General features: G+C 70.3%; 14 protein-coding genes. 7 read left to right on the top strand and 7 right to left on the bottom strand.

Going from position 1 to position 12,055, the window contains the following annotated elements; all coding sequences use genetic code 11:
- Positions 1 to 28: 28 nt before the first annotated feature.
- Positions 29 to 1,750: a signal peptidase I gene (locus tag P2P98_RS17005; protein WP_275801446.1), complete on the bottom strand. Its 1,722-nt coding sequence runs from the start codon at positions 1,748 to 1,750 to the stop codon at positions 29 to 31.
- Between the two features lie 10 nt (positions 1,751 to 1,760).
- Complete coding sequence (locus P2P98_RS17000) at positions 1,761 to 2,411, bottom strand: hypothetical protein (protein ID WP_275801444.1); 651 nt, start codon at positions 2,409 to 2,411, stop codon at positions 1,761 to 1,763.
- 349 nt (positions 2,412 to 2,760) lie between these two features.
- On the opposite strand from P2P98_RS17000, the gene P2P98_RS16995 reads away from it, so the two are divergent.
- On the top strand, positions 2,761 to 5,589 hold the full coding sequence (locus tag P2P98_RS16995; RefSeq protein WP_275801443.1) for an aminotransferase class III-fold pyridoxal phosphate-dependent enzyme: 2,829 nt from the start codon (positions 2,761 to 2,763) through the stop codon (positions 5,587 to 5,589).
- A gap of 118 nt (positions 5,590 to 5,707) precedes the next feature.
- On the opposite strand, the gene P2P98_RS16990 is transcribed toward P2P98_RS16995, so the two are convergent.
- Positions 5,708 to 6,823 carry an FUSC family protein gene (locus P2P98_RS16990; protein WP_275801442.1) on the bottom strand — a complete coding sequence of 372 codons (1,116 nt, stop codon included), beginning with the start codon at positions 6,821 to 6,823 and terminating at the stop codon, positions 5,708 to 5,710.
- Positions 6,824 to 6,890: 67 nt separating this feature from the next.
- A complete protein-coding gene (locus P2P98_RS16985) occupies positions 6,891 to 7,853 on the bottom strand; it encodes an alpha/beta fold hydrolase (RefSeq protein WP_275801441.1) in 963 nt (320 codons plus the stop codon).
- 79 nt (positions 7,854 to 7,932) lie between these two features.
- Here P2P98_RS16985 and P2P98_RS16980 point away from each other — a divergent pair, with 79 nt between their 5' ends.
- Positions 7,933 to 8,175 carry a DUF3072 domain-containing protein gene (locus P2P98_RS16980; RefSeq protein WP_275801440.1) on the top strand — a complete coding sequence of 81 codons (243 nt, stop codon included), beginning with the start codon at positions 7,933 to 7,935 and terminating at the stop codon, positions 8,173 to 8,175.
- Positions 8,176 to 8,206: 31 nt separating this feature from the next.
- Here P2P98_RS16980 and P2P98_RS16975 read toward each other — a convergent pair whose 3' ends face one another.
- Positions 8,207 to 8,695: a MarR family transcriptional regulator gene (locus P2P98_RS16975; RefSeq protein ID WP_275801439.1), complete on the bottom strand. Its 489-nt coding sequence runs from the start codon at positions 8,693 to 8,695 to the stop codon at positions 8,207 to 8,209.
- A 138-nt stretch (positions 8,696 to 8,833) separates the two neighbouring features.
- Here P2P98_RS16975 and P2P98_RS16970 point away from each other — a divergent pair, with 138 nt between their 5' ends.
- A complete protein-coding gene (locus P2P98_RS16970; protein ID WP_275801438.1) occupies positions 8,834 to 9,382 on the top strand; it encodes a MarR family transcriptional regulator in 549 nt (182 codons plus the stop codon).
- A 10-nt stretch (positions 9,383 to 9,392) separates the two neighbouring features.
- On the opposite strand, the gene P2P98_RS16965 is transcribed toward P2P98_RS16970, so the two are convergent.
- Positions 9,393 to 9,710: a hypothetical protein gene (locus P2P98_RS16965; RefSeq protein ID WP_275801437.1), complete on the bottom strand. Its 318-nt coding sequence runs from the start codon at positions 9,708 to 9,710 to the stop codon at positions 9,393 to 9,395.
- A 113-nt stretch (positions 9,711 to 9,823) separates the two neighbouring features.
- Here P2P98_RS16965 and P2P98_RS16960 point away from each other — a divergent pair, with 113 nt between their 5' ends.
- Complete coding sequence (locus P2P98_RS16960) at positions 9,824 to 10,141, top strand: ATP-dependent DNA ligase (RefSeq protein WP_275801436.1); 318 nt, start codon at positions 9,824 to 9,826, stop codon at positions 10,139 to 10,141.
- A gap of 2 nt (positions 10,142 to 10,143) precedes the next feature.
- Here P2P98_RS16960 and P2P98_RS16955 read toward each other — a convergent pair whose 3' ends face one another.
- Positions 10,144 to 10,479 (bottom strand): hypothetical protein, encoded by a 336-nt coding sequence (locus tag P2P98_RS16955; RefSeq protein WP_275801435.1) that lies wholly within the window; start codon positions 10,477 to 10,479, stop codon positions 10,144 to 10,146.
- A 119-nt stretch (positions 10,480 to 10,598) separates the two neighbouring features.
- Between P2P98_RS16955 and P2P98_RS16950 the strand changes: the two genes are divergently transcribed.
- The 3 genes from P2P98_RS16950 to P2P98_RS16940 all read left to right on the top strand — a co-directional run.
- The gene (locus P2P98_RS16950) at positions 10,599 to 10,748 is read left to right on the top strand and encodes a hypothetical protein (protein WP_275801434.1); all 150 of its coding nucleotides are present in this window, start codon (positions 10,599 to 10,601) and stop codon (positions 10,746 to 10,748) included.
- A gap of 43 nt (positions 10,749 to 10,791) precedes the next feature.
- Positions 10,792 to 11,469, top strand: coding sequence for a GTP pyrophosphokinase family protein (locus tag P2P98_RS16945; protein ID WP_275801433.1), 678 nt, complete (start codon positions 10,792 to 10,794; stop codon positions 11,467 to 11,469).
- Between the two features lie 21 nt (positions 11,470 to 11,490).
- The coding region (locus tag P2P98_RS16940; RefSeq protein ID WP_275801431.1) for a transposase at positions 11,491 to 12,055 on the top strand (565 nt) is incomplete at its 3' end.

Here is a 12,055-nt window from a genome sequence, read left to right as displayed (position 1 = left end):
CGCGGCCTTGTCTCGCACGAGGTGTGCGTCAACGCCCGGCGGCGTAGTGCGAGCGCACCTCGTCGGCCGAGAGAGCGCGCGTGTAGATCGCCGCGAACTGGATCTCGCCCGTGAAGAAGGACGGGCCGTACCAGTCGATCGTGCCGTTCGAGGTTCCGTTGGCCCACGCGGTGAGGTTGCCGCAGCCGATCTTCCAGTACCCCGAGTAGTTCTCGCCCGTGGTGATCGACGTGTTCGTGGCGACGAGGCTCCCGTCGACGTACAGGGCCATCCCCGCACTCGAGAGGGATGCCACCACCGCGTGCCACGTCCCGTCGGCGTACGAACGCCCGGCCGGGGTCGAGATCGTCCGCACACTCCCCGGGTACACGCCGAACACGATGCGACCGGTCTGGTCGAGGTAGACGTGTCGGTCGTAGTGACCGTCGGCGGCGGACTGGTTCGCGTCGCCGAAGCCGATGATCTTCCCCCGTCCGGTCGACGGAGCGCGGAACCAGGCCTCGATCGTAAAGGTGTTCGGGTTGGTCACCGATCCCGGAACGTAAAGGCACTGGGACGTGCCGTTGAAGCTCACCGAGGAGGCGGGGGAGTCGTGGAGGCACCCGACGCTCGTCGAGAGGGCGGGGGAGACCGCGTACGTCGCGCGCCGGGAGGCGGCGCCGGAGAGGTCGTTCTCGGTCTTGGCGGGATTGTTCGTGGGGGTGAGGGCGTACGCGCCCTTGGTCGCGGAAGTGCCGACGGAGAGTGCGGCGTCGCGACAGCTGAAGAACGGGTTCGTCCCCGCGGTGTCTTTCGTGTTCGCGATGCGGGCGGTGAAGCTCGCTCCGGTCGAGGAGAACGTCGTGAGCGCGGCGACCGCGAGCACCGTGATGATCACGAGCGGAACGACGATCCGTCCGCCGCGGCGGTCGGGTCGGGGGCGACGTCCGTCGGGCAGCGCGACGGCATCGTCGTCGCGGATGAGCAGCGCCGCCCCGAGCGGAAGCAGGCACAGCGCGATGACGAGGAGCCGGAGGGGGAGGTCGAGATCGGGCTGCGGGGTGAGCACGTAGGCACCGTTGGGGAGACGTTCGGTGGTGGAGACGACCGCGTCCTGGCCGCTCAACAGGCGCGTGCCGCCCGCGAGGAGCGGGAACAGCCCGGTGTTGACGACGTGAAGAAGCGCGCTGGTGCCGTCGTCGCCCGGGCGGAAGTCGAGCATCTGAACGTTGAACCACGGCCGAAGCCACAGGGCGACGATCGTGACGGTCAGCGACCATCCCGTGAGGCGGGCGCTCCAGATCCACCCCGGCTGCCGCAGGCTGAGCCACACGAGCGCTTCGGTCAGAGCGACGCCCAACAGAAGCCAGGGGGCGACCTGGAGCAGGAATCCGACGCCGGGCAGGATCGCCACGGCGCGACCAATCACCTGATCGGCTGCGACGGGGCTCCCGTCCGGCGCCCCGTTGAGGTCGCCCTGCGTGGTGAACGACCCGTCGGAGTCGCCGACGATGCGGTGCGTCACGGTGCGGTCGCCGGTTGAGAAGGTGACGATGTCGCCGACGGCATAGTTCGGCTCGGCGCGGCTGACGATGAGCGAGCCCACCGGCGCGGTCTCGCCCATGCTCGGGGTCTGGACCGCGAACAGGCGGATGCCGGCGATGGCGAACGCCGCGGCGACCGCGACCGAGAGCAGGACGAGTGCGACCGCGACGATGATCGCCGGGCGCGCGCTCCCTCGGACGGCGGTCGCCGCGGGGTGCGGGATCACGAGGGCGACGTCAGCTGCTGAAGTCCCAGGTGAGCGGCTGCGACACCTGGAGACCGGCGTACGTGTTCCCCGCCGTCGACGGGAGTGTCACCGCGAACGTGAAGGGCACGGTCGAGCCGGACGGAACCGATGTCGTGCCGAGGGCGGTGAGCACGTTCACGGACGACGCGAACCCCTGGAGGGTTCCCGAGTAGAGCGTCGTCGAACCCGAGGTCACGACGAGCGTCATGGTGGAGCAGAGGTTGGTCGCGGTGCCGTTGGGCGTTCCGTTGTTCGTCTGCGTACAGGTTCCCGGCGTGAGGGTGAATCCCGTGGCGGCGGCGCTGCCGGTGTTCTTGATCTTGATGTCGGTCGACACGGTCTGGCCGGGCACCATCGTCACGCTGCCGCCGTACTTGTTGATGGTCGCGCAGGTCGCGGTGTTCGAGGACACGGATCCGCCGTCCGTGCTGTTGCAGGTGATCGAGCCGTCGGCGTTGCTCTCCTGCATGATGACGGTGCCGGTGCCGGCCGTGTCGACGGTGTTCTTGATCTGCGCCGTGAACGCGGAGATGGTGGGCGAGAGACTGAGGGCCAGGATCAGGGATCCGAGCCCCCCGGCGAGGAGGACGGGAAGGGCGAGACGACGGCGGCGTGACGGCGCGGGATTCTGGGTGGACACGACGGCTCCTGTTCGGGTTCGGAGAGTGCGAGAGGTCCCATCTCTATCGCGCGGTGGGGTTCTGGCGATGGGGTCGGTGGCCCTGCCCCGGCGGGTGGGACGGTCGCCCGCGAGGCGGCGAGCGCCGCCCGTGTCGGAGGCGCCGCCCCGAGGTTCGGCGTGATTCACCTGCGATGTCGTTCGCGGCGTGATGATCAGTCGCCCGCCGGCGGTCTGGCGGCCCGAAAACATACGCTGTATGTTTCATTCCAGCACCCTCGGAGACCGCGCGCTCGTCGCTTGCCTGCCTCGCGAACGCCCGAGCTGCCGCGCCACCGACCCGCCCGATTCGAGCCTCATGGAGCCCGCCGTGACCGACGCCTCGTTCGACTACTTCGCCCACGGTGAGCTGCCGACGCCGACCCTTCCCCTCGACGAGGCTCGATCCCTGCTGCGCGAGGTCTACGGCATCGACACGGAGCTCCGCTCGCTCGGCAGCCAGCAGGACCAGAACTTCCTCGTCACCCCCGCTGGAGGGGGCGACCCACTCGGCGTGCTGAAGATCAGCAACCCCGTCTTCAGCGAATCCGAGATCGAGATGCAGGATGCCGCGGCCGCCGTCGTCGCGCGAGCGGAGCCCACTCTGCGCATCCCCGAGATCGTCACGGGACCGCGGGGCGCCATGTCGGGGTGGTGGGAGACCTCGCAGGGGCGGCTGCACGCGCGGGTCATCTCGTTCGTGTCGGGGAAGACGCTGACCGGCTCGGCCTACCTCTCGCCGCGCGTCGTCGAACGGCTCGGCGACCTGTCCGCCGCGGTGAGCGTGGCGCTCGCGAACGAGACGCACCCGGCCTCGGGCCGCGTCCTCCAGTGGGACCTGCGGCACGCCGAGCGGGCGATCGCCGAGATCGCCGAGACCGAGCCGGACGCCGAGGTGCGCGCGTTCACCGCGGAGGCGACCGCCCGCGCGCTCGCCGCGCTCGCGCCGGTCGCCGAGGCGCTGCCGCGCCAGCTCGGGCACTACGACGTGACCGACGACAATGTGCTCCGGCCGCACGGCATCCAGACCCTTCCCGATGCCGTCATCGACTTCGGAGACGTCATCGATTCGTGGGCGGTGGGCGAGATCGCCGTGACGGTCTCGTCGGTGCTGCACCACGCCGGCGCGTCGTATCGCACCACTCTGCCGGCCATCGCGGCGTTCGACCGCCGGCGGCCGCTCTCGGACGATGAGATCACCGCCCTCTGGCCGCTCGTCGTGCTGCGCGGGGTCGTGCTCGTCCTCAGCGGACGCCAGCAGGTGCGCCTCGACGAGGCGAACGACTACGCCAGCGGCGCGCTGGATCGGGAGTTCTCGATCCTGCGGCGCGCGACCGCCGTCCCGATCGAGGTGGCGACCGCGCAGATCCGTCACGCGCTCGGGCGTCCCGCCGTCGACGGCCCCGAGTGGGCCGGCGCGCCGCTCCTGAGCGAGCCGGGGCGGGCGGTGATCCTGGATGCCGGGACCTTGTCGCCGCTCGCGGACGAGGGGGCGTGGCTCGGCGACGACGCCGTCGAGCGCGCGGCGCAGCGTCTGCTCGACGAGGGCGCGGAGGTCGTGGTGCTCCCGGCTCTGCGCCCGGTGCTGCTCGGCGCGCCGTCCCGCACGCCGCACGCGCCCTCGACGGTGCCGACCGCGGCTGCGGTGTGGTTCGCCCGGCCGACGACAGTCGATGTCCCGGCGGGACTGAGCATCCGTCACGGCGACACGGAGGTGAGCGCCGAGGTGCCCGCCCGCCGGCGTATCGACGTGCTGCTCACCGCGCTCGACCCGGACGAGGTCCCCGAGACGATCCGCGCCGCCGATCTGCCCGGGTGGCGCGCTGTCGTCGGCGACGCCACCCTCGCGCTCGGGGTCGAGGTACCGGCCGCGCCCGTCGAGGACGACCTCCTCGACCGCCGCGAGGCCGTCGTCGCCGAGGTCCAGGAGCACTACTACGCCCGGCCGCCGCGCATCGAGCGCGGATGGCGCGAGTTCCTCGTCGACGTCGACGGCCGCGTCTATCTCGACATGGTCAACAACGTCGCCTCGGTCGGCCACGCGCACCCCCGCATCGCCGCAGCCGTCTCGCGCCAGACGCGTCTGCTGAACACGAACTCGCGCTTCCACTACGCCGCGATCACGCGCTACGCCGAGAGCTTGGCATCCCGGCTTCCCGACGAGCTCGACACGGTGTTCTTCGTCAACTCCGGCTCGGAGGCGGTCGACCTGGCCATCCGCCTCGCGATGGCGGCGACCGAGCGCCGCGACGTCGTGGCGATGGCCGAGGCCTACCACGGCTGGACGTACGCGAGCGATGCGGTCTCGACCTCGATCGCCGACAACCCCAACGCACTCGAGACCCGTCCCGAGTGGGTGCACACCGTCGATGCCGCGAACTCGTACCGCGGTCGTCATCGGGGAGCGGATGCCGCTGCCTACGCGCCCGAGGCGGCCGCGCGGTTGCGCGCGCTCGCCGCCGAGGGACACCCGCCCGCCGCCTTCTTGAGCGAGACGTTCTACGGCAACGCGGGAGGCGTCGCCCTGCCGGACGGCTACCTGAGAGAGGTGTACGCCACGGTACGCGAGCTCGGCGGGCTGGCCGTGGCCGACGAGGTGCAGGTCGGCTTCGGCCGCCTCGGCTCGTGGTTCTGGGGTTTCGAGCAGCAGGGGGTCGTTCCCGACATCGTCGCCGTTGCGAAGTCCATCGGCGCCGGCTTCCCGCTCGGCGCGGTCATCACCCGTCGTGAGGTCGCCGACCGCTACCGGACGCAGGGATACTTCTTCTCTTCCACGGGCGGTTCGCCGCTGTCATCCGTCGTCGGTCAGACCGTGCTCGACATCATCGACGAGGAGCAGCTGCAGGAGAACGCGCGGGTCGTCGGTGCACACCTCAAGGCACGGCTCGCCGCGCTGGGGGATCGGCATCCGATCGTCGGCACCGTCCACGGGTCGGGGTTGTACCTGGGCCTGGAGTTCGTGCGCGACCGCGGCACCCTCACGCCGGCGACGGAGGAGACGGCCGCGATCTGCGATCGCCTCCTCGAGCTCGGCGTGATCATGCAGCCCACCGGCGATCACCAGAACGTGCTGAAGATCAAGCCGCCGCTGTGCGTGACTCGGGAGTCGGCCGACTACTTCGTCGACATGCTCGACCGCGTGCTCTCGACGGGGTACTGACGGTCTCGCGGGAGGCGCCGGGATACGGGGCGAGGCGGCTGAGCTTGTCGAAGCTGCCGGTCCCTTCGACAGGCTCAGGGACCTCGCGGTCGCGTGAGACCCGGCCCGACGCGCGAACTCAGCGGGTCGCGGTGTCGGCGTCCGGATCCGAGAGTGGTCCGCACGCGGCGATCACACGCCGAAGGCTCACCGCCGCCTCCCAGGCATCGAGAGGCTCGTCGTGTGCGGTGAGCTCTCGCAGACGGTCGGTGTACGCGGTGAGCGCGTGCTCGGCCTCGCGCAGCTGCCCCGCGGTCGCCTCGGGATCCGGGGGAGTGGTCACCAGGTGCGACGCGGCCTCGATCGCGCGGGCGAGAGTTCGACGCGCGTCGTCGGGGATGCGGGTGTCGACATCGGGCCCCTGGGTCAGACGAGAGAGGGATGCCGACAGCTCGCGCGTCGCGTCGGCCGTTCCGGTGAGGGCGTCCAGACGCCGGCGGTTGAGATCCCGGGGCGCGCGCAGGCGACGCCCGCGCGGGTTGTAGCGCCGGCTCTCGTCGGCGAGCTCGACCTCTTCTCGGACGTCGGCGAGCGTCCCCGTGAGTCCGGCGGTCGCGGTGTCGGCGGCATCCTGATCGAAGGCGTGCCCCGCCAGCGCGTCCGCGATCCTGCGGAGCGCCTCTCCCAGGTCGTCGCGGAGCCGGGCCAGGCGGTCATCGGCCCGCTTGACCCGTAGGGGCGGGACGACGAGGAGGTTCACCATCACCCCGACCAGCACGCCGAACGCCATCGTCATCAGGTACGACGACGAGTACCCGTCGGGATCGGCGCCGCCGAGCAGCAGGACGAAGAGGGCGGCGATCGCCACCCAGTCGCGCCCGACGCCGAGCGCGCGCACCCCGGCCAGCAGTACGCCGAGCAAGATGACGATCGCGACCGCGGCGATGCGGGGAAGGCCCGCGCCCACCACCGCGAGGCTCGCGAGACCCAGGCCGATGCCGAGCGCCAGTCCGACCACGGCCTGCACACCGCTCGACGCCGAGCGCGCGACGGTGGGGTACATGCTGACGAGGACGCCGAGCGGGGCGTAGTACGAGTACTCGCTCTGCGCGAAGGGAACGTACGGCGCGAGGTACCAGGCGAGCGCGGCCGCCGCGGCGGTCTTGGCCGCGAGCACGAGGCGGTCAGGGGTCATCGCGTCGCGCCACCACTGTCTCGGGTCGAACGAGCTGTACATCGAGGGGCGGATGGACACCCCTCCATGCTCCGGGCCGTGCGCCGGTCGGTCTCGGGGGTTGCCGTCTCGCCGGACGAGCGGTACCTCAGCGCCGCGCCCGGTACGCCTCCCACAGTACGCGCGCGTGCCGCGCCTTGGCGCGCTCGACGCCTGTCTCGTCTCGGCGTGCGGCGCTGATCCATTCCGCCAGGCGGCTCGCCGCGGCCCCCAGCACCATGCGGACATCGGCGTGCTGCGCCGGCGGCACAGCGGCCTCGGCCGCCGGCATCCGACCCTTCCGGGCGAGCTCGTCGCGCACGTGCTCCATCGTGAGTCGGGCCACGCCCACCGCATGGCTGTTGACGACGCAGTGGGCGGCTCCCTCGATCTCCCATCGGCGAGCGGAACGCGCGCGCTCCACCAGACGGGAGTGCAGCCGGCGCGGTGAGGGGCGGTCGAACTCGCCCCTGATGAGCAGGAGGTGGGACCGCGCGTCGACGATGCGGTCGGAGATCCGGTACCGCAGCATGTACGGCAGCGTCTCGAAGAAGTAGAGGAACCCGCACAGCAGGTACGCCGACACCGCCAGCAGCGCGATGTGCAGCGACTCGCGCAGGGTCGACTGTGCGAAACGCACGGCCTGCACGCCTGCCCGCGCTTCGCCCTCGTCGACGACCGGGCTCACGAGGACCGCGTGCGAGAGCTCGCGTCGCGTGAGCACCTCGGTGACCACCTGGGTCCCCATCGAGTGGCCGATGAGTACGGGGTCGCGCAGGCCGTAGTGGTCGAGCACCCCCTCGACCTGGTCAGCGAAGAAGGCGGCCGTCGGCTGTTCACCGGATGCCGGGACCCCCGCGAAACCGGGCAGGTCGAGCGCGTAGACCTCGCCCTCGGTCGCCAGCAACGGCGCGAGGAACTCGAAGTAGGTCGACGCCACGCCGATGCCCGCGACGAGCACGAAGTCCCGGCCCGTCTTCGCCCCGGTCGACACGCGCGTCACCCGCGTCCGTGCGCGCCCGCGCCGGTACGTCTCGACCTGGACGTCGGCGGGAGGCGGGTCGTTCGTCATCGATCCAGGATGCCGTACCGGACGGGGCGCGCTGTCAATCCCGGAGTCGGTGTCGGACGCTCCGCCTAGCCTCGGGCGCATGAGCGATACCTCCCGTGAAGAAGAGACCCTCGGCGCCGTCCGCGACGGTGGCGACAACCCCGCTGAGAAGGATCCGTCCGACTGGGTCACCGGCGACGAGCCGATGACCGCGCCGCAGCGCAGCTACCTCGACACGCTCGCGCGCGAAGCGGGGGAAGAGATCCCCGCCGACCTGACGAAGGCAGAGGCGTCCGAGCAGATCGACCGCCTGCAGTCGGCGACCGGTCGCGACTCCTCCTGAGTGCGACGCGTCCCGTTCGTGCTGAAGAAGATCAGTGCGAGCGGGACGCGGTGTCGGCCGCGGCGATGCCCTCCACGTGCTGCTTCTCGACGCGCGCGATGTCGTCGAGGAAGTCGGCCACCACGCGTCGTTCAGCCGCGCCGAGCTTCGACGCGGCCTCGGCGACCGAAGCCCGCCGGACCGAGAGGATCCGTCGGGCGGGAGACTCGGGATCGACGGTCGCGCGCACCACGATCGAACGCCGGTCGCCGGGGTAGGGCTCTCGCTCGACCCAGCCCGCTTCCGCGAGGCGATCGATGAGGGTGGTCGTCGCCGCGGACGAGATCCCGAGCATCTCGGTCAGCAGGCGCGGGGTGACAGGATCGTCGTCTTCGCTGCGCTCGAGGAGGAAGCGGAGTACTTTCGCGTCGTTCGGGCCGATGCCCAGGGACTGCAGCGCCGCCCGTTCCGAGATCGCGCTGGAATCGGTGAGGTCGCTGAGGGCCTTCACCACGTCGTCTGCCGTGGCCGTGTGCCGCATGTCACCTCCCGCGGATTCCTTGTCGGTCGAGTGTCTCGATGTCCTATCAACTCGTCAGCCGATGTATTTTTCATGGTACTCGTCCCCCTCGCGCAACGGCAGGGGCCTGGACAACGCGCCCTGACATAGGATGCCGAGGTGGAGAACGCCTCATCGTCGTCGCGCTACTGGTACGGCGCGAGCGAAGAGGAGCGTCGGCACCGGGCCGTCGAGGTCCTGCAGGCCTTCCGCGTCTACCGCGCCGCCGAGGTCGCCATGCGCCGCCGCACGCGTGAGGCGATGTCGATGGGCGAGAACGACCTTCTCGTGCTCCGTTACCTCCTGCGCGCAGCGGGTCAGGATCGCCATGTGACACCGGCCGAGCTGACACGGTACCTGGGGGTGTCGACCGCCTCGACCACGGCGATCATCGACCGCCTCGAGAGGTCCGGCCACGTCACGCGTGTGCCGCACCCGACCGACCGGCGGAGCGTCCGAATCGTCGCGACCGCGGCCAGCGACCATGAGGTGCGCGCGACCCTCGGCTCCATGCACAGTCGCATGATGGCGGCTGTGGCCGAGATGACGCCCGAGGAGTGCGACGTCGTGATCGCGTGTCTGGGCCGGCTGCAGGACGCGGTCGACCAGGTCGATCCCGCTCCCGCCTCGCACGAGACATCGCCCGAGGACGCCGAGACCACCGTCTAGGTCTCGGGGGTCAGGGCTTCGGGTTCTCGGTTCCCGGCTCGGGGACGATGAGCAGGCCCCCCGAAGAATTGGCCGAGTTCGCGAGCTCCTCCACCCACGCGCGGCTCAGTAGCGCCGGTTCGGGCTCGTCGAAGACGAAACGAAGAGGAATGGACGGGTGCAACCACACGGTGCTGCGCCCGACCTCCTGGCCGGGACCGTGCGTCCACGAGAGGGTGAAGCTCTCCCCCCGGCGGAGCTTCGTGGCGATGACGACCTTGATATGCGCCAGCGCGCGGTCTTCCATTTCGATCGGCGTCGCGACGTCGCCGTAGTAGAGCGTTCCCACCCCAGGCACGTTAGCGAGATCGGCTCGCGCTCTCCGCGGGGTTGATTTCCCCTCGACCGACGTGGCACGCGTCGTCGGGATGACTTGTGCGTTCCTCGGATAGGCTCGACCCCATGGGCAGATTCATCTACGACACCGTCGCCAACGCCGTCGACATCGATGACCGCACGCTGGCTCACCTGCGCATCGTCGTGATGAACAAGCTGCGCCGCTCCGAGTCGTTCATGTTCGACGTCGAGGTGGGAGACGGCAGCGGTCGCCGCAGCTTCTGGATGCACCCCTCGGTGCCGATCCAGTTCCACTTCTACGGCAGCCGCCCGCCGCGCATCAACCGCGTGTGGGTCGAAGACCTCATGCTCGCGGCATCCGGACCCAACGGCCTGGCGATCACGCCCGAGCCGTCCGAAGACAGCGTCTCTGACGAGGGCTGACCTCAGCGGGTCGCGCTGTCGCTCTTCGTGTCGCGCGAGGGGGCGATGTCTTCGGCGACCAGCATGATTCCTCCCGACGAGTTCGCCGACTCCGAGAGACGCTCGATCCACTCCCGGCTCAGCTTCGTCGGTTCGGCGTCGTCGAAGACGAACCGCAGCGGGATCGCCGGGTGGAGCCACAGGGTGCTCCGGCCGCGCGGCTCCTCGTCGGGGTGACGCCACGACAGGGTGAAGCTCTCACCGCGGCGGAGCTTCGTCGAGATGACGACCTTGAGGTGCGCCAGCGCGCGATCCTCGATGTGAACGGTCGTCGAGCTTCCGTAAATGATCGTCCCCATGGCTCCACACTAACCGCGCAGCCTCACCGCGAGTACGCCGTGCGTCCGAGAGTGTCAAGCCACCCGGTCGGAGCGTGGGGTGCTGCCACCGTAGAAGGGCTCCACGGAAGGACAGCGCCGTGAACGACCGATACCCCCCGTCTCCGATGGAACCCGGCGAAGGCCCCGCCGACTCCGCCGACCTCCCCGACGTCTTCGACGGGCTGGTGGGAATCGACGTGGTCGACGGCGAGCTCGTGCCGCGGGAGCCCGGGCCGCCGCGCGCGTGACGCTCACAGGACGCTCGTATCTGCCCTCGATACGGTCGGACGCATGGCCGATTCGCTGGACGATCAGCAGATCACCGTCTCGAGCGCCGCTCTGCGCGCCATGCGTGACGAGTTCCAGAGATTCCTCATGGAGTATCGGTTCGGGCTCGCCGAGGTCGACACGAAGATCGCGATCCTCCGGGAAGAGTTCCAGGAGATGCACGACTACAACCCGATCGAGCACGTCTCGAGCCGGGTGAAGACGCCCGACAGCCTCGTGGACAAAGTGCAACGCAAGGGCATCGACACCGACTTCGGCTCCATCCGCGCGGCGATCACCGACATCGCCGGCATCCGGGTCACGTGCAGTTTCATCGACGACGCCTATCGGCTGTCCGATCTGCTCACCCAGCAAGACGACATCACCGTCCGTGACGTCAAGGACTACATCGCCCATCCCAAGGCCAACGGCTACAAGAGCCTCCACGTCATCGTCGAGGTGCCCGTCTTCCTGTCGACGGGAAGGGTCCAGGTGCCGGTCGAGGTGCAGTTCCGCACCATCGCCATGGACTTCTGGGCGAGCCTGGAGCACAAGATCTACTACAAGTACGACCGCCTCGTTCCGGCCGATCTACTGGATCAGCTGAAGGATGCCGCCGACACCGCTGCCGAGCTCGACACCCGAATGGAGCGCCTCCACCGCGAGATCCGCGGGCCGCGGCCCGGGGTGGTCTCGATCTGACCCGACGGTCAGAATGGAGCCATGACCGGCGCATCGCGAGGCGACGACGACGCGCTCGTCGACGAAGCGGCCGCGGACCTGCTCGCCCTCCCGCCCGCCCGCTTCACGGCCGCACGCGCGGAACGGGCGGCCGCCGCGTCAGGGACCGCGGGTCGCCGCATCGCGAAGCTGCGCAAGCCGACGGTGGCCGCGTGGGCGGTCAACCTGCTCGTCCGTGACGGTCGGCTGGGCGAAGCGGTCGAGCTGTCGAGGGCTCTGCAGGAGGCGCAGGACGACCTGGATGCCACCGAGCTCGCGCGTCTCGGAAAGCAACGGCGCCAGCTGGTCGCCGCCCTGGCGCGGCGCGCCGGCGAGCTCGCCGCCGAAGCGGGGACGCCGCTGAGCGCGGCGATGGCGGAGTCCGTGGAGAAGACCGTGAACGCCGCGGTGGTCGATCCCGAGGTCGCTGCGGCCGTGCTCACGGGTCGGCTGGTCTCACCGATCGACCTGGCCACTCTCGATGCCGGCGGTCTGAGCGACGCCGTCGCGGGTTCGGTGCCCCCGGGCGCGGCGCCCGCCCCGCCGCAGGACGATCTCGCCGCGCGGA

The organism is Microbacterium sp. Kw_RZR3, from assembly GCF_029222405.1.
Lineage (GTDB): Bacteria > Actinomycetota > Actinomycetes > Actinomycetales > Microbacteriaceae > Microbacterium.
This window is presented reverse-complemented; position numbering and strand designations above follow the sequence as displayed.

Bases quoted from the DNA above. Each gene is read 5' to 3' on its own strand.
- P2P98_RS16945 (WP_275801433.1), top strand. From the start codon at position 10,792: ATGGCCGATTCGCTGGACGATCAGCAGATCACCGTCTCGAGCGCCGCT.
- P2P98_RS16975 (WP_275801439.1), bottom strand. From the start codon at position 8,695: ATGCGGCACACGGCCACGGCAGACGACGTGGTGAAGGCCCTCAGCGAC.
- P2P98_RS16980 (WP_275801440.1), top strand. From the start codon at position 7,933: ATGAGCGATACCTCCCGTGAAGAAGAGACCCTCGGCGCCGTCCGCGAC.
- P2P98_RS16960 (WP_275801436.1), top strand. From the start codon at position 9,824: ATGGGCAGATTCATCTACGACACCGTCGCCAACGCCGTCGACATCGAT.
- P2P98_RS16955 (WP_275801435.1), bottom strand. From the start codon at position 10,479: ATGGGGACGATCATTTACGGAAGCTCGACGACCGTTCACATCGAGGAT.
- P2P98_RS16985 (WP_275801441.1), bottom strand. From the start codon at position 7,853: ATGACGAACGACCCGCCTCCCGCCGACGTCCAGGTCGAGACGTACCGG.